General features: G+C 37.7%; 21 protein-coding genes and 3 pseudogenes. 13 read left to right on the top strand and 11 right to left on the bottom strand.

Going from position 1 to position 18,638, the window contains the following annotated elements:
* Window positions 1-3 precede the first annotated feature (3 nt).
* Entirely contained in the window at window positions 4-255 is a 252-nt protein-coding gene (locus AF333_RS36085) for a hypothetical protein (RefSeq protein WP_235496811.1), read from the top strand.
* Between the two features lie 149 nt (window positions 256-404).
* On the opposite strand, the gene AF333_RS21505 is transcribed toward AF333_RS36085, so the two are convergent.
* From AF333_RS21505 to AF333_RS36075, 4 genes and pseudogenes are all read right to left on the bottom strand, one after another.
* Window positions 405-872 (bottom strand): DinB family protein, encoded by a 468-nt coding sequence (locus tag AF333_RS21505; protein WP_043066832.1) that lies wholly within the window; start codon window positions 870-872, stop codon window positions 405-407.
* A 108-nt stretch (window positions 873-980) separates the two neighbouring features.
* Window positions 981-1,421 carry a DUF6157 family protein gene (locus tag AF333_RS21500; RefSeq protein ID WP_043066833.1) on the bottom strand — a complete coding sequence of 147 codons (441 nt, stop codon included), beginning with the start codon at window positions 1,419-1,421 and terminating at the stop codon, window positions 981-983.
* A gap of 730 nt (window positions 1,422-2,151) precedes the next feature.
* Entirely contained in the window at window positions 2,152-2,325 is a 174-nt protein-coding gene (locus AF333_RS36080; RefSeq protein WP_235356670.1) for an Rpn family recombination-promoting nuclease/putative transposase, read from the bottom strand.
* A gap of 104 nt (window positions 2,326-2,429) precedes the next feature.
* Window positions 2,430-2,717 (bottom strand): annotated as a pseudogene (locus AF333_RS36075) (Rpn family recombination-promoting nuclease/putative transposase).
* A 727-nt stretch (window positions 2,718-3,444) separates the two neighbouring features.
* On the opposite strand from AF333_RS36075, the gene AF333_RS21490 reads away from it, so the two are divergent.
* The gene (locus AF333_RS21490; protein WP_043066834.1) at window positions 3,445-4,113 is read left to right on the top strand and encodes an MOSC domain-containing protein; all 669 of its coding nucleotides are present in this window, start codon (window positions 3,445-3,447) and stop codon (window positions 4,111-4,113) included.
* A gap of 525 nt (window positions 4,114-4,638) precedes the next feature.
* Here the strand turns inward: AF333_RS21490 and AF333_RS36070 are convergent.
* The 3 genes from AF333_RS36070 to AF333_RS36060 all read right to left on the bottom strand — a co-directional run bounded on the left by AF333_RS36070 (window position 4,639) and on the right by AF333_RS36060 (window position 6,223).
* Window positions 4,639-5,001 (bottom strand): IS110 family transposase, encoded by a 363-nt coding sequence (locus AF333_RS36070; protein WP_053432749.1) that lies wholly within the window; start codon window positions 4,999-5,001, stop codon window positions 4,639-4,641.
* Between the two features lie 14 nt (window positions 5,002-5,015).
* The coding region (locus AF333_RS36065) for an IS110 family transposase (RefSeq protein WP_268753633.1) at window positions 5,016-5,457 on the bottom strand (442 nt) is incomplete at its 3' end.
* Window positions 5,458-6,037: 580 nt separating this feature from the next.
* Window positions 6,038-6,223 (bottom strand): hypothetical protein, encoded by a 186-nt coding sequence (locus AF333_RS36060; protein WP_235496809.1) that lies wholly within the window; start codon window positions 6,221-6,223, stop codon window positions 6,038-6,040.
* 161 nt (window positions 6,224-6,384) lie between these two features.
* Here AF333_RS36060 and AF333_RS21475 point away from each other — a divergent pair, with 161 nt between their 5' ends.
* The 8 genes and pseudogenes from AF333_RS21475 (at window position 6,385) to AF333_RS21450 (ending at window position 10,779) form a co-directional block, all read left to right on the top strand.
* Window positions 6,385-7,035: a helix-turn-helix transcriptional regulator gene (locus AF333_RS21475; protein ID WP_043066837.1), complete on the top strand. Its 651-nt coding sequence runs from the start codon at window positions 6,385-6,387 to the stop codon at window positions 7,033-7,035.
* A gap of 10 nt (window positions 7,036-7,045) precedes the next feature.
* Complete coding sequence (locus AF333_RS21470) at window positions 7,046-7,420, top strand: RidA family protein (protein WP_043066838.1); 375 nt, start codon at window positions 7,046-7,048, stop codon at window positions 7,418-7,420.
* 74 nt (window positions 7,421-7,494) lie between these two features.
* Window positions 7,495-8,598, top strand: coding sequence for a threonine synthase (locus AF333_RS21465; RefSeq protein ID WP_043066889.1), 1,104 nt, complete (start codon window positions 7,495-7,497; stop codon window positions 8,596-8,598).
* A gap of 78 nt (window positions 8,599-8,676) precedes the next feature.
* Window positions 8,677-8,838, top strand: a pseudogene (locus AF333_RS37660) (TSUP family transporter); the annotation flags it as partial.
* Between the two features lie 71 nt (window positions 8,839-8,909).
* Entirely contained in the window at window positions 8,910-9,326 is a 417-nt protein-coding gene (locus AF333_RS21460; protein WP_043066839.1) for a hypothetical protein, read from the top strand.
* A gap of 138 nt (window positions 9,327-9,464) precedes the next feature.
* Entirely contained in the window at window positions 9,465-9,683 is a 219-nt protein-coding gene (locus tag AF333_RS36055) for a hypothetical protein (protein ID WP_235496806.1), read from the top strand.
* Complete coding sequence (locus tag AF333_RS21455) at window positions 9,684-10,217, top strand: hypothetical protein (RefSeq protein ID WP_043066840.1); 534 nt, start codon at window positions 9,684-9,686, stop codon at window positions 10,215-10,217.
* A 124-nt stretch (window positions 10,218-10,341) separates the two neighbouring features.
* A complete protein-coding gene (locus tag AF333_RS21450) occupies window positions 10,342-10,779 on the top strand; it encodes a DNA translocase FtsK (RefSeq protein WP_043066841.1) in 438 nt (145 codons plus the stop codon).
* 63 nt (window positions 10,780-10,842) lie between these two features.
* Here AF333_RS21450 and AF333_RS21445 read toward each other — a convergent pair whose 3' ends face one another.
* The 3 genes and pseudogenes from AF333_RS21445 to AF333_RS32240 form a co-directional block, all read right to left on the bottom strand.
* Entirely contained in the window at window positions 10,843-11,433 is a 591-nt protein-coding gene (locus tag AF333_RS21445) for an SMI1/KNR4 family protein (RefSeq protein WP_043066842.1), read from the bottom strand.
* A gap of 371 nt (window positions 11,434-11,804) precedes the next feature.
* On the bottom strand, window positions 11,805-12,185 hold the full coding sequence (locus AF333_RS21440) for a hypothetical protein (protein ID WP_043066843.1): 381 nt from the start codon (window positions 12,183-12,185) through the stop codon (window positions 11,805-11,807).
* A gap of 79 nt (window positions 12,186-12,264) precedes the next feature.
* Window positions 12,265-12,372, bottom strand: a pseudogene (locus AF333_RS32240) (DDE-type integrase/transposase/recombinase); the annotation flags it as partial.
* On the opposite strand from AF333_RS32240, the gene AF333_RS32235 reads away from it, so the two are divergent.
* Both AF333_RS32235 and AF333_RS21430 read left to right on the top strand, forming a co-directional pair.
* On the top strand, window positions 12,340-13,149 hold the full coding sequence (locus AF333_RS32235) for an ATP-binding cassette domain-containing protein (RefSeq protein WP_080787804.1): 810 nt from the start codon (window positions 12,340-12,342) through the stop codon (window positions 13,147-13,149). The pseudogene AF333_RS32240 and the gene AF333_RS32235 overlap by 33 nt on opposite strands.
* A gap of 163 nt (window positions 13,150-13,312) precedes the next feature.
* Window positions 13,313-13,903, top strand: a complete 591-nt coding sequence (locus AF333_RS21430; RefSeq protein WP_235496803.1) for a hypothetical protein — start codon at window positions 13,313-13,315, stop codon at window positions 13,901-13,903.
* A gap of 202 nt (window positions 13,904-14,105) precedes the next feature.
* Here the strand turns inward: AF333_RS21430 and AF333_RS32230 are convergent, their stop codons facing one another.
* Window positions 14,106-14,288 carry a thermonuclease family protein gene (locus AF333_RS32230; protein ID WP_407638689.1) on the bottom strand — a complete coding sequence of 61 codons (183 nt, stop codon included), beginning with the start codon at window positions 14,286-14,288 and terminating at the stop codon, window positions 14,106-14,108.
* A 328-nt stretch (window positions 14,289-14,616) separates the two neighbouring features.
* Between AF333_RS32230 and AF333_RS21425 the strand changes: the two genes are divergently transcribed.
* Window positions 14,617-18,579: an S-layer homology domain-containing protein gene (locus tag AF333_RS21425; RefSeq protein ID WP_043066845.1), complete on the top strand. Its 3,963-nt coding sequence runs from the start codon at window positions 14,617-14,619 to the stop codon at window positions 18,577-18,579.
* Window positions 18,580-18,638: the final 59 nt, after the last annotated feature.

Genomic DNA, 18,638 nt, shown 5'->3' with positions numbered 1-18,638 from the left:
GATTTGATAAATCGACAAATTCTTGTGGTGAGAGATAAGAAAAGAAGGAAGGGCGGTGGGCGGGAGCGATTGGAAAAAGACACGTCCGCCTTTTTCTGCTGGAGCGAAGGGCGTATCCACCCTCTTCTTTCCCATCTCTCCTACTTCCAACCACGCTACCATGTTAAAATATTAAGTGTAACTTATATAAATAATGGAAATGGAACCGACCCATGCTTAAGAATCGGTTCTTTTTATTTGAAAGATTCATTATAGAACCAGTCGTTGATTAAGTTCCATGCGAAACTCACTGTATGGAAAATCTAAGTGTTATTTAACAATCGCGCCTTTTTGTAGAATAACTATAGGATCTGAATTTTAAATTCGAAACAGGTTATGAAAATGCTTTTTCAAATGCACAACGATTATTTTTTAGGAGGTTGTTTAATAAAAAATGGCACATCTGTTATTCCAACCATTCGAGCGTAAGTAAACAGTTGGCCTTTATGATGAACTTCATGATCTTTCGCCGTATTAAGCCATATTTGTCCTGGTGCAACGAACTGATTAAACTCGAAAACTTGTTCTAAGTGAGAGTTCGTTAATGTTTGAAAATCAGTTCTTGTTTTCTCGGTATACTCCCTAACAATTTTTCTAACTTCATCCATCGATTCAAACTGATTAGATGCAGTCGGCGGAGTAAATGTACCGTTTTTCACGGCTTGAACAAACATGTCCATAGAAGTTGCTATATGAACTGCCAATGACCCCATTGAAAATGCATTATCCCATGGTTTAAAGTAAGTATGTTCATCGTTAATTAATTCAAGTAGCTCATGAAGCACCAATCTATGACGAAGCCACTCCTTGTGAATTTCAACAATTTTACTCATATGGAACCCTCCTCGTAATTTCGTTCATATATTTGTTTTTATTTTTTAAATACGTAGTTTTCTTGAAATGACTTCCTGATCGACAATAGCATTTCTACTGTGATACCCTTATTCACGCGCACGGCTGTTCCGCATCGCTGGAAGCAACTTCAATTTTCCATCTTCATTCTTGAGGAAGTTCGAGTATTCTAAAGACTCTTGGCCATAAAGAGCGATTTTCCCTTCTTCGTCAAAATGAAGCCCCCAGCCATATTTTTTTGGAAGCATGGAGGCACGTAGGCAAGGTTGTGGCTTTTGAAATAACTTATCTTTAATTTTGGTACCCCGTTCCATTCGTTCCTCCTTAGGTATCGACTTGTGGCGAACGTGTACTTCGTAAATGAGATCCTCTTGAGTATAGGTATAAGGGTTGTTTGAGAGTAGTTCATATTCTATTCTAGGTTTGGTGGTACCTCCTTTCCTGACAGGTGGTGGTGTCCCCTCCGATACAGGGCAGTCCGGTGAAACCATAATAAACGTTTGATAATAATTCAAGCCTTTATTCTTCATAAGCTATCCTCCTTCGTGCTTTTTGATTTCAATCTAACCCGTTAGGTAATGCTTAGTTAATCTCATAAGCCACTCAAATAATTTTCACCCTAAAAGTTATTTATATTAACAGATACATTAGAATTAGAAAGGTCTGCTCTCACTACCTCATTCTATGTAATTCTTAAAAATCCCTTCCCTTATTCCATAAAATGGTCCGATCGTGGAATAGAATGACTGAAGTTTTTAACTTTATTATCATAAAACATATAATATCAAAAGTTTATCGCTACTTTTTATAAAGTAGACTTATGCAATTACCGTCACAAAAATGTTCCTTTTAGTTACAGGTGACGCTTGAAGCAGCCACGCTGGATAACACTCTTTGAACATTTTTCAGAGTAACATTAGTAAAAATATGTGATTTATCCTGTGGACTAGAGCAACTGTCCTGTCACCACGCCTATAGGGGAGACGTTCCTCCTTTTTCCTCCACATTATTTCTGAAAAAATTTTTTGAAATGAATTTAATTAATTTCAAAATGCGAAATAAAAGCAGTACATAGGTATGGTAACCATTCAGAAAACATCGGAATGGTGAAACAAAAGAGAAAAAGAGCTGTACCAACAAAGATTGCAGCTCTTTAGGTTATATACCATATTTATTGAGTACGTAGTTTTTGAACCTCTTGTGGTGATAATCCAGTAAGGCGACTAATAAAGTCATCTTCCAGTCCTTCCTCAATCATCTTCAGGGCAATCCTTTCAGAAGCAATTTTTTCTCCATCTTTTTTGCTTTTTTCATTGCAGACTGTTCATCTAGAACCGCTTTTCTTCGGGCCTCATAAGCGAGTCGAACAGACTCATCCTGACTTACACGTTCCCACTCATCCATGGCTCTTTTCAAATCTTTGTCTTCCTGCACCGTGATCTCCTCCAAGATTTCCGTGATATGTTCATCCTCTGAAGCCTCAAGAATAAAAGCCAACGAACCAGGCGATCTTCTTTTGGATTTACTTCTTCGTTCCGCTATGTAACCAGAAGCTTTGGTAGCTCCATAAAGTGAATCTCCATTGCATCTGTTAAACGATGTTGATGTTTTGAATCATACAAATGAAAGGTGGAGTGGAAATCTTTTAACTGGTGAAGATATCGAAAATCTAAAATATTAATCGTAATCGTTTTGTTCAACTCACTGTACTACATACCTTCCTTCATTTGATTGGTAAACATCTTACTCCAATAATAAAGTGTTCGATTTTCCATGTCATGCTTATTGGAAAGTTGAATCTCAATGTTGATACGTGTTCCGTCCATGAGCTGTGCATGTACATCTAGGATCGACTTCTTAGTTTTCGTCGAAATTCGAAGGGATATTAGGTCAATAAAATAGATACAAAAATTCCATGTTACGCTACGTTTTTAAATTGCATATGTTCGTATTCAGAAGGCGAAAAGTACTCTGCTGTCGAATGAATACGTTTATTATTGTAGGGGTCCCCCACCACACCACCATCAAGTTAAGCTTTAGACATACACTGGAAGATGTTCTTCTAGAGGCTTTTCATTCGGATGTGTAAATTGAATAAACTGGAGTTCACTTTAGAGGGAATTCTGGAACACTTAAGGAAAAAGCTCGTCTTTTCCCTTACTGCCGTCTTTTTTACACCTATGGCATAGACTTCACAGGCAAGTGACAGTACCCGACACGCAAGTGCTCACGTCATTGACTGTAAAAATGAAACAGACAAAATATATATGCGCTGACTATAAGGGGTACGGAAACGATTCGCGGATTGAGGGGTCACTATGGAAAACAAAACCAGAAATGAAGAATTAGACGTTAAATGACAATAAAATTGGTCCATTAAAAGGCTAGATTGTTGAGGGAAACAATTGATTATTTATGTAAATCTGAGATTGTAAAGTTTGTTATACTTAAGTATAAAAAGGTTAGTAAAAGTCTTCATGCAAATGGATTTTGAAATGGAAAAATTTTAATCATAATCAGCTATAATGAATAATAGAAAGTGAGTACATAATAATGAAAAATAATAAAGTTGTTGAACTGAAAAATTTTTCAATAGGATTACCAAAAAAAATGAAGTATGGGAATGGTAAAGAAATAGATACGGGAATATGTAAACAAACAACTGAAGAGGCTTTCTTAACAAAAGAAGGATTTCGAGGAGATGGAGTTGCGGACTTACGGTATCATGGGGGTCCCGACCGTGCTGTATGTGTATATCCGTATGAGCATTATTTGCTTTGGGAGAAAGAATTCAATAATCCTTTACCATCTTCAACTTTTGGAGAGAATTTAACTGTAACAAACATGTTGGAAAGAGATATTTATATTGGAGACATTTTTCAACTTGGCGATGCTGTTATACAAGTAACTCAAGGTAGAATTCCATGTAGTACGATTACAAAGAGAACAAATAATCCTTCCCTTCTCAAAAGGATGGTACAAACAGGTTTTACAGGTTATTTATGTCGTGTATTAGAAGAAGGTATGGTTCGAAAAGATTCTAAAATTGCATTATTAGAATCACATCCAAAGCAGGTATCCATTCTTTATGGAAATGAGATTTATTTTCATAAGCAAAAGGATGTTGAAGGCATAAGAAGAATGTTGGATATTCAAGAATTAGCTAACGAATGGAAAGAACTACTGGAAAATCGATTAAATAAACTTACAAGTCTTACCTAACTTTCTTTTATGTATTTAAAGTCATTTTATCGTTCTATTGATATAGAAGCTTAAATTTGGGTAATGTTCTTATTCAACTGATATGAACGAAACTGTCAAGGCCCCACAACTAAAGGGTTTTTAATTAGGTTTTTGCTTCATTTATGGACATAGTTATCCGTTGCTCAACTTACAGACCCGTCATTCTTTCGCGCTGTGTTTGTCAAGGGCGCTCTTTCCCTTGACAAACGAATAGCCGAGAAAGAATATACTTTTAAAAGTTGAAGGAAGGAAATCTTAAAATCTTGGCACGAAGGCAAAGGACGCTGACGGTGGTTAACAGTCTGATATGCGCGGGTTGGATACCGCATTTCAATCCTATCCGTCACGGAGCTGCCTCGGACTAACGGCGCACGTTCGGTAGTGAAACACCTAGTGCATAGTTGAACATGAGGGTTCTCCTTACCGGGGCTTTGCCTTCGAGCCAAACCTTCAAAATCTCTCTTTTTAGTTTAAAAGATAAGGGATTGTTGACTACGTAGACGATTAAGCAGTGTTAAACTCTTCGAGTTTTTTCTTCTCTATGGCACATCCAATAGCCCAAATAAACCCAATCAATTCTCGAGCGACCGCGACGGCGGCGTGTTTACCACCTCTGCCACGGGAAGTAATTCGATGATACTTTTTATGAAGACGATGTTGGGCTTTCCAAGCAATCCGCTGTGCTTCAGGATCTTGTCCTTCTTGCCGTTTCAGAAGTTCTCCTTTCAAGGATGGACGATGACGGTAGGCCCAGGCACACTCCACTAAGGCACGACGAATCTGGGCATTTCCGATTTTCGTAATGGAACCTTGCCAACGACTTAATCCGCTGGAATATTCCTTTGGAACCAGACCTGCATAGGACATCAATTGGATTTATNGCATCGCTTCCTCGTGAATTTGGGCTTCGATTCGCTTCATTCGCTCTTCTACTTCGTGAATGGTATGAAGATACTCTTGAAATACAATCCGTAAGGATGACTTTTCAAACGTAAGGGTATTGAGCCAGTCCCGATGTTTGACGGACCAATTCCGTGTTCCTTGAGCTGGACGTATATCATGCCGAAGCAGGAAATGATTCAATCTCTGACGGGCTCGTTGTAAGTCTTCTCTTGTATCATGCCGTGTACGAATCAAATCACGTAACGCTTCGTGATCTTCATCAGGAGTCCATACAGCCGTTAGTTCTCCAGCTCGAAGAAGCTGAGCTAATCTAAGGGAATCTCTGCGATCGGTTTTCACACGATCCCCAGCTCGACGGGGGATAAGAGTAGGGGCCACCACAATACAATCGATACCCATAGATAAAAGGAACGATTCCATAANAATCGCTTCTGGTTGATTGGGAATATTTCCATGAAAGCGAGGCTCTCCACGTCCTGCCTCCGCCACGCCAACTGAAATCATTTCTTTTGATACGTCTAAACCCACAAATTTTTGTACATCCTTCATACTAATCGGCTCCTTTCGTTTGTAGCTCTACATTTGGTTTTTGTAGAGGTGAACACTACCATTGTTGCCAAGTGCAATCTACGGTAAGCGAAGTGGGGCCGTTTCGTTCATTATGACTAAAGGACGCTTTAGTGGAGGAAGATAATTATTTATAGACTGATCGGTTTTTACCGTTCAGTCTATTTTTTATCAATAAGGTTTACTCTATTGAGAAGGTAGCGATTGTGCAGAGATAATAAATTTGTTTAATTTTAGACTAAGAAACGCAGTGACCACCTACGAGTTAATCTAGTAGGTGGTTTTAAAGTTCTTTAAAAATAAGAATTATTTGTTGTAATCTTTGAGTTATGAAATTGATTCATTTATATGCCGACGATTAACAAAAGAAATCATATGTGGTGTTACTGTATCTCGCATGTGTTTAGAAGTTAGTTAAAGAAAGTCCCTCTAATCAACTATATAAGTTACACCTGATATTTTGACATGATAACGTGGTTGGAAGTAGGCGATTCAGAAAAAAGAAGAGGTTGGATGCGCCCTGCGCTCCGGCAGAATAAAGGCCAGTGTGTCTTTTTCTAGTCTCTGATTTTCTCCGTCTTTTCTTACCTCCTACCACAAAAGTTTGTCGATTTATCAAACCAGATGCATATAACTATGAAGGGCTCTTTATTTTTAGGAGATTGGCAAGTCCTTGAAAGAGATTTTTTTAAAAAATATATAAAAAAGTATACATGTTGCTTTTTTTATATAAAAAAATATACAATAACATAGACTATAAAAAAGTTGAGGTAGTTAGAGATGGAAGAAAGTAAGAAAGTATTAGAAAGTTTTATCCCTTTAGCAAAATCTACTGCAAAAATGTTTGGACCGAACTGTGAAGTTATTATTCATGATTTGACGAACCCTCAAGCATCTGTAATGTTTACAGTAAATAACCATGTTACAGGAAGAGAAATCGGTCAATCATTTGATCACCTAGTGAAGACTGTATTACGATCAGAAGACTTTAAAGAAGATTATCTTGCAGGTTATACATTTGTAACAGAAGATAAGCGTACTATTCGTTCTTCGACTTCATTAATACGTGATTCCAAGCAAAAAGTGATTGGTGCTTTCTGCATAAATTTTGATGTTGAAGCACTGAATCAAATGCAACAATTTATGAATACTTTTCTTTCAACACAAGTTGAAGTTCAAGAGAATGAAACAAAATCAGATGATGATATTGAAAATGTGGAAGGAATAGTGGATCAATTGATTCAACAAATCATTCAAAACAGTGTACATCCAGTCATGAAACGCCATGAAAAGATTGAATTAATAAGATTTATGGACGAAAAAGGCATTTTTTTAATGAAAGGATCTGTTGAGAAGGTCGCATCTTTGTTAGGCATTTCCAAAGTAACAGTTTATAGTTATTTGGATGAAATCAAAAATAAATCAAGTTAAGGAGAATCAAATGAAAAACATCTTTGAAGTAGGAAATTTAAAATCAAATGGACACTATGCATTAGCAACAATTCATCAGAACACTGTCTATGTATCAGGGCAATTTGCCATTGATCCAGAAACCCGTGAGAAGAAATTTGGCACCATCGAAGAAGAAACATTACAAGCACTTAAAAATGTGGAAATGATTGTAGAAGCAGCTGGAAGTAAAAAAGCGCAGATTTTGCGTATGACATTATATATTCCAGATGTGAAATTATGGGATAAAGTAGATGCTGTTTATAAGGAATTTTTCGGTGAACATAAACCAGCTCGTACCGTTGTACCAACTAATGAATTACATTTTGGATTCAAAATTGAAATTGATGCCATTGCATATATTTAGTTATATTTTTTTGTTTATTTGGTATAAAAAAATCTAATTTATATAAAAAATTATTCGAAAGGATTAATACAATGATGGAACAATTTATTTGTAACAGTTGTGGCAAAAAGTATGATATTACACCAACTATATGGAAATGTGAATGTGGCGGAGTATTAAACATAGTAAAAGATACCCCAAAAGTTGATATTGCAGCTTGGAATAACTATCCAAACTCATTATGGCGTTATTTTGAAACCATGCCATTCGCAAAAGATTCTAAGACATGGAAATCCGTGACAATGGGTGAAGGTCAATCACCTTTAATCGTTCTAGATCCTATGGAGCCAAATACGTATGTAAAAGTTGATTATATGATGCCTACATTATCCTTTAAAGATCGAGGAGCCGTTGTTTTGATGACGAAGGCGAAAGAATTAGGGGTATCAAAGGTGATTGCTGATAGTAGTGGTAATGCAGGAACGGCGATTGCAGCTTATGCAGCACGTTGTAATATTGCCTGTGATATTTATCTAAGTGATGAAACTTCACCGAAAAAGATCGCTCAAATAAAAGCCCATGGAGCAACGATTAAAGAAATTCATGGTACACGAGAGGACATTGCAGCTGCGGCGCAAAAAGCAGTAGACGAAGAAAAAGTTTTTTACGCAAGTCATGTGTATAATCCTTATTTTTATGAAGGAACTAAGACGTACGCTTATGAAATTTACGAGCAATTAAAAGGAGTGCCAGATGCATTAATCATCCCAGCTGGTAATGGTACACTTGTACTTGGTGCGTACAATGGTTTTAAAGAGTTATTTGAAAACAAATTAATAGAAAAAATGCCGAAGATTGTTGCAATCCAAGCAGCAAACTGTGCACCTCTCATGAGTGCATATGAAGATGGGCTAGAAATAGCAGAACCTGTAACCAATAAAGGTACTTTAGCAGAAGGTATTGCCATTGCAGCCCCAGCACGCTCAAGACAAATTTTAGAAGCTGTACGCGAAACAAATGGTTTATTTATTGACATTAAAGAGGATGAGATTCTGAGTGCACGGGCAATGCTTGCTGATAAAGGTTTCTATGTTGAAGTCACAACAGCTGCAAACTATGCAGGTTATTTAAAATATAAGAAGGCACCAGATGAAAAAATTATAATACCTCTTTGTGGTGCAGGAATTAAATCAAAATAACTGTGGGAATAAGGTAGTGGTAGTATTCTGGATTAATTCGTTACAACGGTTAATAGTGACTATGGAAAGGTCGATTGAATGCATTTGTACTTAGACCCATTGATATTAATTGTTTTGATTGTTTTTCGATTTTTAGCTTCATTCATTGATTCAGTTGTAGGGGGTGGTGGACTGATAGCATTGCCTGCATTATTATTTACAGGGCTGAATCCAGCATCCGCAGTTGCTACGAATAAATTAGTGTTGGTAGACTGAATTCTGGACACGCAGAACCGAGAGTGCGACAATCATTCTAAATCGAGGTGTCTACGATGGCAAAAAAGTACAGTCAAGAATTCAAGCACCAAGCTGTCCAACTCATTCTAATAGAAATTTTTAATGCTCAAGAAGTTGAATTGAAGTTGTATTTTTCAGAAAGAAAACGATATTTACATGCGATTGAATTCTATGAAGACTCTCCGAATTTATTTAACTTCCAAAAATATCTAGAGTCCAAAAATATTCTCGTATATGTATGTAAATCTGATGAATTCGATTGGGAGTATGGAGTAATTCTCCTTGATAGAACAAAGGTGTTAGAATTTAGAGTAAATAAATCTTTAGGGAAATATGAAATCTTTCAAATCGAAGCTCCTTATGTTGGGGAAGATAAGGTAGAACGTACACTGAATATAATATATAAAGAAATCAGCTTTCAGGATTTGCAAACATCTTGCTTTTGGAAGTAATGTAGAAGGTTAGACAAGAATTCAACTTTTTGAATACACCCCGAAGTTATAAGCCAAAGTAATCCACACGGTACCTTTACTGTAGATGCAACAGGATCGTATTTTGATGATAGAGCCGTACTTGCGAAAAAAGCTGGAATGAATGATCCAGGTAGAAATTATCGAGCCCATTATATAGATTCCGCCCCTAAGACAAAATGCAATTTGTACACGAAGATTATCATAAACACCCATATATCGGCGGCACTGATGACTTTAAAAAAGATACAGGTTTTTAAATACGGTTCCTCTGAAGCTGTTGCGGAAGCAACTAAAAGAAGTAATAAATTAAAAGGAAAAGTAGGATGTGGAACTTAAATGAACAACAATTCTAAATGTAACACTAATGAATTTCTGAATAACGATATTTTATTCGAGAATTCTTGGAAGGAGATATCAGTTTCCAAAATAAATGAAATTGTATCTGATGAGTTTCCAGGAAAAAAAGATTTTATAAGGTTTTACCTTGCTAAAAATGGGGGAGTGTTTACTAAAGGGGCATATATTTACCCTGATAATTTTTATGAAATATCAAACAAGGATTATTTCTCGATAGAAATTGGGAGTTTTTTTCATATTCCGTTAATCGAAGATGAGGATGATTCTTATTACACAATGTCTATTGAAAGAGCAAAAAATAGGAGGATAGACTACTCTGAGGATTTTGAGAACTTTGTTCTATTTCATATCCCTTTTGCTGATAATCATGCGGATAATGATTTTTGGATTGATATCCAAACAGGGGAAATTAAATATATGGATTACGAAGAAAGTTACGACCCTGATGATGCAATCATTGTAGCACCTTCATTTCTGGAATTTTGCAAGCACATTCAGGCAAAACTTAGGTAATCACTTTGATTGTAGGTGTAGACATCGCAAAGCACAACCATGTGGCACGAGCGCAGGATGACCGAGGACTGATGTATGGAAAAGATTTTTCCTTCAGAAGTACACGCCAGGGATTCCAAGCTTTTTGTCGCTGGATAGAAAGCTTGAAAGCGGACTATCAAAAAACAAAGTAGGCGTAACAAATGGACCACGTGTAACCCGTTTTGAATTGTTACCCCAAAAGGGCCTAAACATCAAGGGGTATAAACGATTTGAAAATAATTTTCAAGCTGCTTTACGGGCCGAAAAAATTGGCATATATATTCCCATTCCCGGTACTAATGTTGTTGGCATTGAAGTGCCTAATAAAAGTCCATACATGGTTAACCTAAGAGGAATGTTAGAAGCTAAAAGCTATTTAGCTAACAGGCATAATTTATACATCCCATTAGGGGTAGATGTTCAAGGGAAACCTATACATGCTGATTTAACAAAAATGCCTCATATGTTAGCTGCCGGAACAACAGGTAGCGGGAAATCTGTCTTTTTAAACGTAAACGGTAAATTGATTGACATTCGCTAGAAAATCGAAACGTTTTGTACCATTATTTTTGATAGTTGTGTTTTTACACAAGCTGGCTTATTTTTATCGGCATTCATCATACCAATCATCTTCAAGATTTTGAATAGTATCTTGTAAAAGATCTGAAAATGTTGGAGCTATAAAATATACAAAATCAGGGTCATGTACATAAAAGATAACTTGCCCAACTGTACCATGTTCTGTCGGGTCAAAGTCTAACATTAGATACAATGACCCTCCTGCAACCTGTGCAAAAGGAAACCAACGCTTGTTAAATAAATATGGCTTAATACGAGAATCAAGCTTACTAATTTCCTCATCGCTGTAATATTCACTCATTAAATTATCGCGATCGCAGAAAAATTTCTTAGTATCTCTAATATCATCAAAGGAAAGCAATGTAAATGGAATACAACTATCTTTATATGAAGTATACAAAAGATTAAGCGGATAACCGCTGCCATCCTTAAGTTTATAAAACGCCTTAAAATCTGTTGGTAATGAAATGCTAAAATCTCTTTCAAAGTCGTCAATTTGTTTATCTGTTATTCCTGTTATCTTCTTGTACTCTTCAAAATACTCAATATCATCATCAACAACTCTTTCAGCTAATAGACCCTCTATTTTTTTATGTAATTCATCTATTTGCGACACTTTACTTACCTCCAAATAACTTTATTATCTCTGCACAGTGGTGTTCAATGAAAATAAGTTTTAGAGCAGAATACCTTATGGTACAGAGAGGAGTCCCGGTTTCTAAATCACTAGCTATTTGAAAATTAGTTTTAGACTCTAAGTCAGATTGAAGCAATCCATGGATCTAAACTAAATAATAAGGTAAAAGTTATAGACTGCCTCATTGAACTATCGACCCTGTTAGCGTAACAAAATACTGCCGATTGCGTCCCAACGTTCTCGACTCAAGTAAAAATATATTAACGTATCTCTTAAATTCGGGTTCCTTCTCGATGGAAACATGGGTTAGAGCGATAGTTGAACATGAACGTTATTTCAGAAGCGTTCTACTAATCATATTGTGAGTACAGTGCAAGCATATCATCAGCACAGCCAGCTATGATAGTATTTGCTTGTTTAGCATGTTTTACTGCCTCAGCGTAAAGTTGTAGATTAAAACTAATAGAAGACATTATTAAATGCCATTCAGCGTCCGTAATTCCCTTATCAGAAACAGTTTGCAGCAGCCCATATGCTTGCTCAAATGGATTGGTCTGATCAGAATAATCTTGCAGATAATTCAGTGCCCTTGCATATGCTAAAATCATTTCATATGACCACTGTTCCTGAGGGTACTGCTGAAGGATTGATTTTATTTCATTATAATTACCTACAAACTTCATTATATCCATCTCTGCCTTAAAATCGTATATATACTGCATGTCAATCATTCAGCTTCACCTCTGGCTACACATACTAAACTGCATTCCGTTCTTTTTACCGGATTTAAGTGAACCGCGAAGAAGTACAAGCATCATGCTGCTCCCGTTTTTTACGAAGTTGAATATCCAATGTGTGCCCGTCTTTATCGATTGCACGATATAAATAACACCATTTCCCTCTGACTTTTATATAGGTAAAAATGGTTCTGGTAAAAGTACAATTTTAAAGATTATTTTAGGTTTAAGTAAAGCTACAGATGGCCTTGTAAGGCAAATTAGAGGAGACAAATTAAAGATTGGTTATATCCCAGAACAGTTCCCTAAAAATTTACGATTTACTCCGGATGAATATTTATATCACCTCGGGAAAATACAAGGCCTATCCTCTTACTACTTACAAAAACGAATTCCTCAATTAATTTCCGAATTTCAACTAGATGCTGTAAAGAACCTATGGATTCACCATTTATCAAAGGGAATGAGACAAAAAGTAGGGATTATGCAAGCTATACTTCACGAACCCGATATTCTCGTTCTGGATGAGCCTTTGTCCGGTCTAGATATTACTACACAACAGCATCTCATAGAACAGATTCTATCTTTGAAAAAAAGCGGAATGGCAATCATTTTTACCTGCCATGAAATGGATTTATTAAGAAAAGTGGCTGATAGGGCTATTATTTTAGAGGGTAAAAAGATAAAAGAGGATTTTATGCTTCGGGAAGAGATAGATAATTACATGATTATTGAATGTAGATGGCATGACAGTAAAGCATGTGATCTATTAAGAGATGTAGATGGAGTTACAGAATATATAAGCCTAACAGAAGACGTTTGGCGTATGCAAGTTGTCCCTAGTTATAGTGACAGGCTTATTGTTCAACTTCTATGTTGGGGAGCTTCTATATGTTCTGTCACTAAGCACCAGAACGATCACTATGAACGTAAAATAAATGAAATCTTTCAAACTTAATAATAGAGAGTAAACGGCATTGTTTCATATAAGGGAGGTTAGCATGCCATTTTTAATACGATATGTATTATGCGATTACATACGTTCTTATCGTTACATTCCGCAAGTCTCTATTTATATCATATGGATTGGCGTTTTTTATACGTATGCTCCAAATCCTATTATGGATAGTTACGCCATTACGTGTATGTCCCTATATTTTCTTTCTGCATGGCTTTGCATGAGCTTGTTTAACACAGAAGACTCTATTCAGCATCAGGTAACAATACTGCATGCGGGAGGCGTAGCAAAAGTTTATATAAGTAAAATTATCTCAACATGGATTATAACCATATTACTTTCTATTTTTGCGGTAGTTTATCCTATTATTTTTGATATGTTTGATAAGCCTGTTCAATTTTTACATATTTTTTTATCTCTTCTAAGCCACATAACACTTTCCTTGTTAGGGATTCTCATAGCTACGCTTTTCAGCAAATCCCTTGTTATTCGAACCATGGACTCGTGGGGAGGTGTTAGTTTACTTTTAATTTTATCTGTATCCTACAATGGCATAGAAGCTAAATTACCTTCTATACTTCATCCTATATTGTGGATTTTACCGCCGTTTTCTAAAGTCTTTTCAAATTTAAATCTTGGGGACAATATACATTTTAGCTTTCAAATCGCATTACCTTTTGTGTGGGTATATGTATACTGCCTTTTTATGATAATGATTCTGTTTTTTATCCTTAAAAAGAAAAGAGATTTCTAATTTTTTGGCATTAAAAAACCGATTTTTCCTACGCTAAGCGATTTTTTACATAGAAAAAGCCGATTTCCTGTACGCTTGAACTGTAACCCGAATAACGGATTTTTTTTAAGTGTCCATTATTCGGGTTACAGTTCACTTTTATAGTAAGTCGTCTTTTTTATTTAAATTAGCGAGTTTATTCAAATGGATAACTCGCTTTTTTTTATGTGCATTTGGTATGGATAACGTTCAGGTCACGAATGGCGAAGGTAGTTGTGGTTAGTGGCATATACAGGGGTGTCAACCGTTGTCTCTCTAAACGTTTTTTCGTGTAAGCGGAGGCTTCTGGGCCATACCGTTGTACTGGTTTGTTTGAATGGATAGTCTCAGGAGTGTCAACACCGATCAGCAGATGCTTTCTTCCTTTCCATTTACTTTCGCTTTAAACGTACTCTCGTCAACAATTTTAGTGACCGTAATTTTCATAGTACCAGAAAGTTTTTTTCAGCAAAATTGAATTTTGCAGTTTTAAATGACAGGTATAAAGTTTTATATAATTGAGTGTTGTTGTATATGTTTTGTATATATCGGATTATTATACTGAATTTGGAGAAGTTTTAATTGAAATCTATCAGAAAAAATTAACTAGATGGATTTCTAATTTTTTTTGATATAGGGGGGGAGGAAATCAGAATATATTGTGATTCTAAATAACTTTTGGTAAGGGGGAAGTCATGTTAACACGAAGAAAGAAGAACCACTGGATGAAGCGACTCTCTGTGTCACTCGTCTTTGCATTAGTTGCAGGGAGTTTCTCTGGTACATTAGTACCACGGGAAGTGTCAGCCTCTGTCGTTGGCCCAGGTGGGGTAAGTAATGCAAATTTATGGTTGAAAGCAGAAGATGCTACCACTACGTCAGATAGTGTGTCTCTGGCAGGTTGGGAGGATCGGACAGGTACGAATACCTTTACTGTAACAGGAGCACCAGAGAAGAAGGAAAACGGTGTCAATTTTAATCCTGTCGTGAAGTTTACGAACACTGCACCTAAAACAACATTGCCAAATCAGAATCTAGCTGGTGACAAGCCGATTACGTACATGGATGGGTATGCTGTATTCAAATCAACAGGAAACATGGTGGGCTCGACACAAAAAATGGCCCATTATAGTGCTGCTATTTTTGCCAACGAGGGCGGACTTAGTGTTGGAAATGGCACGAATTATACCTATCATATATTCAAATTTAATGATGCTAGCCGATATCATTTGGTAGCATTCGATATTAGTGAAAAAAATTCCCCAGTGGGTAGACTGGATGGGAAAAATCAAACGATTACTAAAAATGGCGGTTTTGAGTCGGTTACATTTACCCCAATGATCGGAGGGGGGGATGGTGCTAATAATCCTGGTAACTGGCAGCATCTTAACGGTGAGGTTGCTGAAATAATTCTCTTCGATCATAGCACTAATGTTGATAGGAATAAGATTGAAAGTTATCTTGCTGTAAAATATGGCATCACACTAAATAACGGTGCTAGTGATTATGTTGATACAGCTAGCAGTGTTGTATGGACAGCAGATGCAACCTACAAGAACAACATCGCAGGCATTGGGCGTGACGATGTAGAAGGACTTAATCAGAAACAAAGCCTCAGTATCAATGATGGTACACAAGTGACGATTGGCCTTGGTTCGATTGCTGCTTCCAATAAAGAGAATGCCAATACGTTTAGTAGCGATAAACAATATTTGATCTGGGGCGATAATGGAAAAGATTTGACATTTGATCGGCAGGTCGGAAGTCAGAATTTGTACCATGCGCAACGTGTCTGGAAAGTACAAAACACGAATAGTGTTGGTGCTGTACAAGTGGCCATTCCGAAGAGCGAGATTACTACCGGGGATAGTGTCAAACTACTCGTTAGCGATAATGATACAGACTTTAGTGGTGCGACACAAACTTTGCTTACAGAGCAAAATGTGAACGGTAGTGAGTATTATGTCGCTAATATACCACTGGATAATCACAAGTATTTTACCTTTGCAGTTACAACTGAAGTTACGACCGTGGATAAATCCGTACTGCAAGCGAAAGTGACTGAAATCAACGGTGAGAATCTGAAGGAAACAGACTACACACCAGAAAGTTGGACCAAGCTACAAGGAGCATTAAAGACTGCTAACGATGTATTGAGTAATCCGAATGCCACACAAGCGGAAATTGAAAATGCGCTAACCGTATTGACAGCAGCAAGAAATGGATTGTCTCCAGTTGGTTCAGTCGACAAGAGTGCTTTACAAGCAAAAGTGAATGAAATCAACGGTGAAAACCTGAAAGAAGCAGATTATACACCAGAAAGTTGGACAAAGTTACAAGAAGCATTAACGGCTGCTAACAATGTATTGAGTAATCCGAATGCTACACAAGCAGAAGTTGAAAATGCGCTAAGCACATTGACAGCAGCAAGAACTGGATTAACTCCAGTCGATTCAGTCGACAAATCAGCTTTGCAAACAAAAGTGAGTGCAATTAATCATGCAAACCTGAACGAGGCGGACTACACGCCAGCAAGCTGGCAAATTCTGCAGGACGTATTAACCGTAGCTCAAACAGTATTAAACGATCCGGCTACGAATCAAGCAGAAGTAGATAGAGCGTTAAAAGCACTGGAGACAGCACTTGAGGGATTAGTCCCATCAATTCCGGATGGAGTAAACAAAGCAGCCTTGCAGGTGAAGGTAGCTGAAGTCGATCACGAGAATCTGAAGAAAGCAGATTACACGCCAGCAAGCTGGCAGACTCTACAGGACGCACTGACAGTAGCTCGAACAGTATTGAACGATCCAGATGCGACTCAAGCAGATGTAGATGCTGCTAAGGCAGCTTTAGATACAGCTCGAAATGGGTTAAAACCAGTTCCGGCTACAGTCGATAAAACCGTTTTACAAGCGAAAGTGAATGCGATTAATGGAGAAAATTTGAAGGAAGCTGATTATACGTCAGATAGTTGGCAGGCATTACAATCAGCACTAAACACTGCTAACAGTGTATTAGCAGATCCGGATGCAAGCCAAGCGAAAGTCGACGTTGCCCTAAAAGCATTGACAGCAGCAAGAACTGGACTGACTCCAGTTGGTACAGTCGACAAGAGTGCCCTGCAAGCAAAAGTGACTGAAATTAATGGTGAGAACCTGAAGGAAGCAAACTATACATCAGCAAGCTGGAAAACGCTGCAGGATGCATTGACAGAAGCAAACAAAATATTAACTGATCCGAATGCAACGCAAACACAAGTGAAGGCGGCACTAGATGCATTAACATCAGCAAGAAACGGACTGAGCCGAATTAGCTCCGGCGGTGGTAGCGGTGGAAGCAGTAAAGACAGAAGTGATAGAGGTGGAAACACCAATACAAATACGGATACGAACACTGGGACACCTACCGGTATTAAAACAACCGTAGACAATACGGAAACTCCGTTTGCAACAGGTACGACAACCAAAGACGGAGAGCGCACAAACACGAAAGTAACTATTAATCCGGAACAATTGTCTACCATTCTTGCAAAAGAAAAGGGACAGAATTTGAAAATTAGCGTTCCGAATGATGGTACAGTTGAGGTTCAGGGTTTAACCGTAGGGGCAGTTAAAAAACTTGCGGATACGAATTCTAGCCTGAAGATTGAAAGCCCGCTGGCGAGCTATCCAGTTCCTAGTGCACAATTAAATTTGGATGCGATTGAGAAACAATTTAACGGTGCAAAGCCTAGCGATATTATGGTAAATATCCACATTCAACGTTCTTCGGATACGTTAACTGAACAGGCTCACAATGTAGCGAAAGAAAGTGGATATGAATTACTTGTAAATCCGGTTAATCTGGAGGCAACGTTTACGAATCAGGGTCAGACGGTTAAAGCTGGAGAATTAAACGGATATGCTACAAAATACATTGCATTGCCTGAGGGAGTGGACCGGAACCGGATTACAACAGGCGTAGTCGTAAATCCAGACGGTACCGTGTTCCATGTGCCAACGGTTGTTACGAAAATTGGGGACCGTTATTATGCTCAAATTAATGACCTGCATAGCCATGCCAATTACTCTGTCATCTGGAATCCGAAAGATTTCAGTGACGTGAAGAATCATTGGGCGAAAGAAGATATTAATGATATCGCAGCAAGATTGGATCTTGCAGGTACAGGAAATAATACGTTCTCGCCAAATCGTAATGTAAACCGCTCTGAGTTTGCTACGATTGTGGCGACGGGGCTAGGCCTGTTGCGTCAGAATACAACGTCGAATGTATTCAGTGACGTTCCTGCTTCGGCTTGGTACCATGATGCTGTAAGCATTGCAAATGAATTCGGGATCGTAGCTGGGTACAACGATGGTAAGTTCCACGGTGAAGAGCAAATTACAAGAGAGCAAGGCTTCGTGATGATTGCTGGTGCGTACAACTTGATTAAGCCGCAAAGCTCCATGAGTGCATCAGAGATAGAGGCGAAGCTTTCTGAGTATGGTGATGCCAAAGATGTCTCTACTTGGGCAAAAGAGGCGGTAGCTCGTATGATTTCGGCTGGTATTCTCAAAGGAGATGACAAGCAATTGTTGAGTCCAAAAAGCAACATGACTCGAGCAGAAGCTGCTGCACTTATGAAAAGAGTATTAAAAACGAACAATTTAATTGACTAACAAGTAAAAAGCCACCACTGCCTGTACAATGTCGGCGGTGGTGGCTTTTTGTTAAAGTG

It is taken from the genome of Aneurinibacillus migulanus (genome assembly GCF_001274715.1).
Taxonomy (GTDB): Bacteria; Bacillota; Bacilli; order Aneurinibacillales; family Aneurinibacillaceae; genus Aneurinibacillus; species Aneurinibacillus migulanus.
This window is presented reverse-complemented; position numbering and strand designations above follow the sequence as displayed.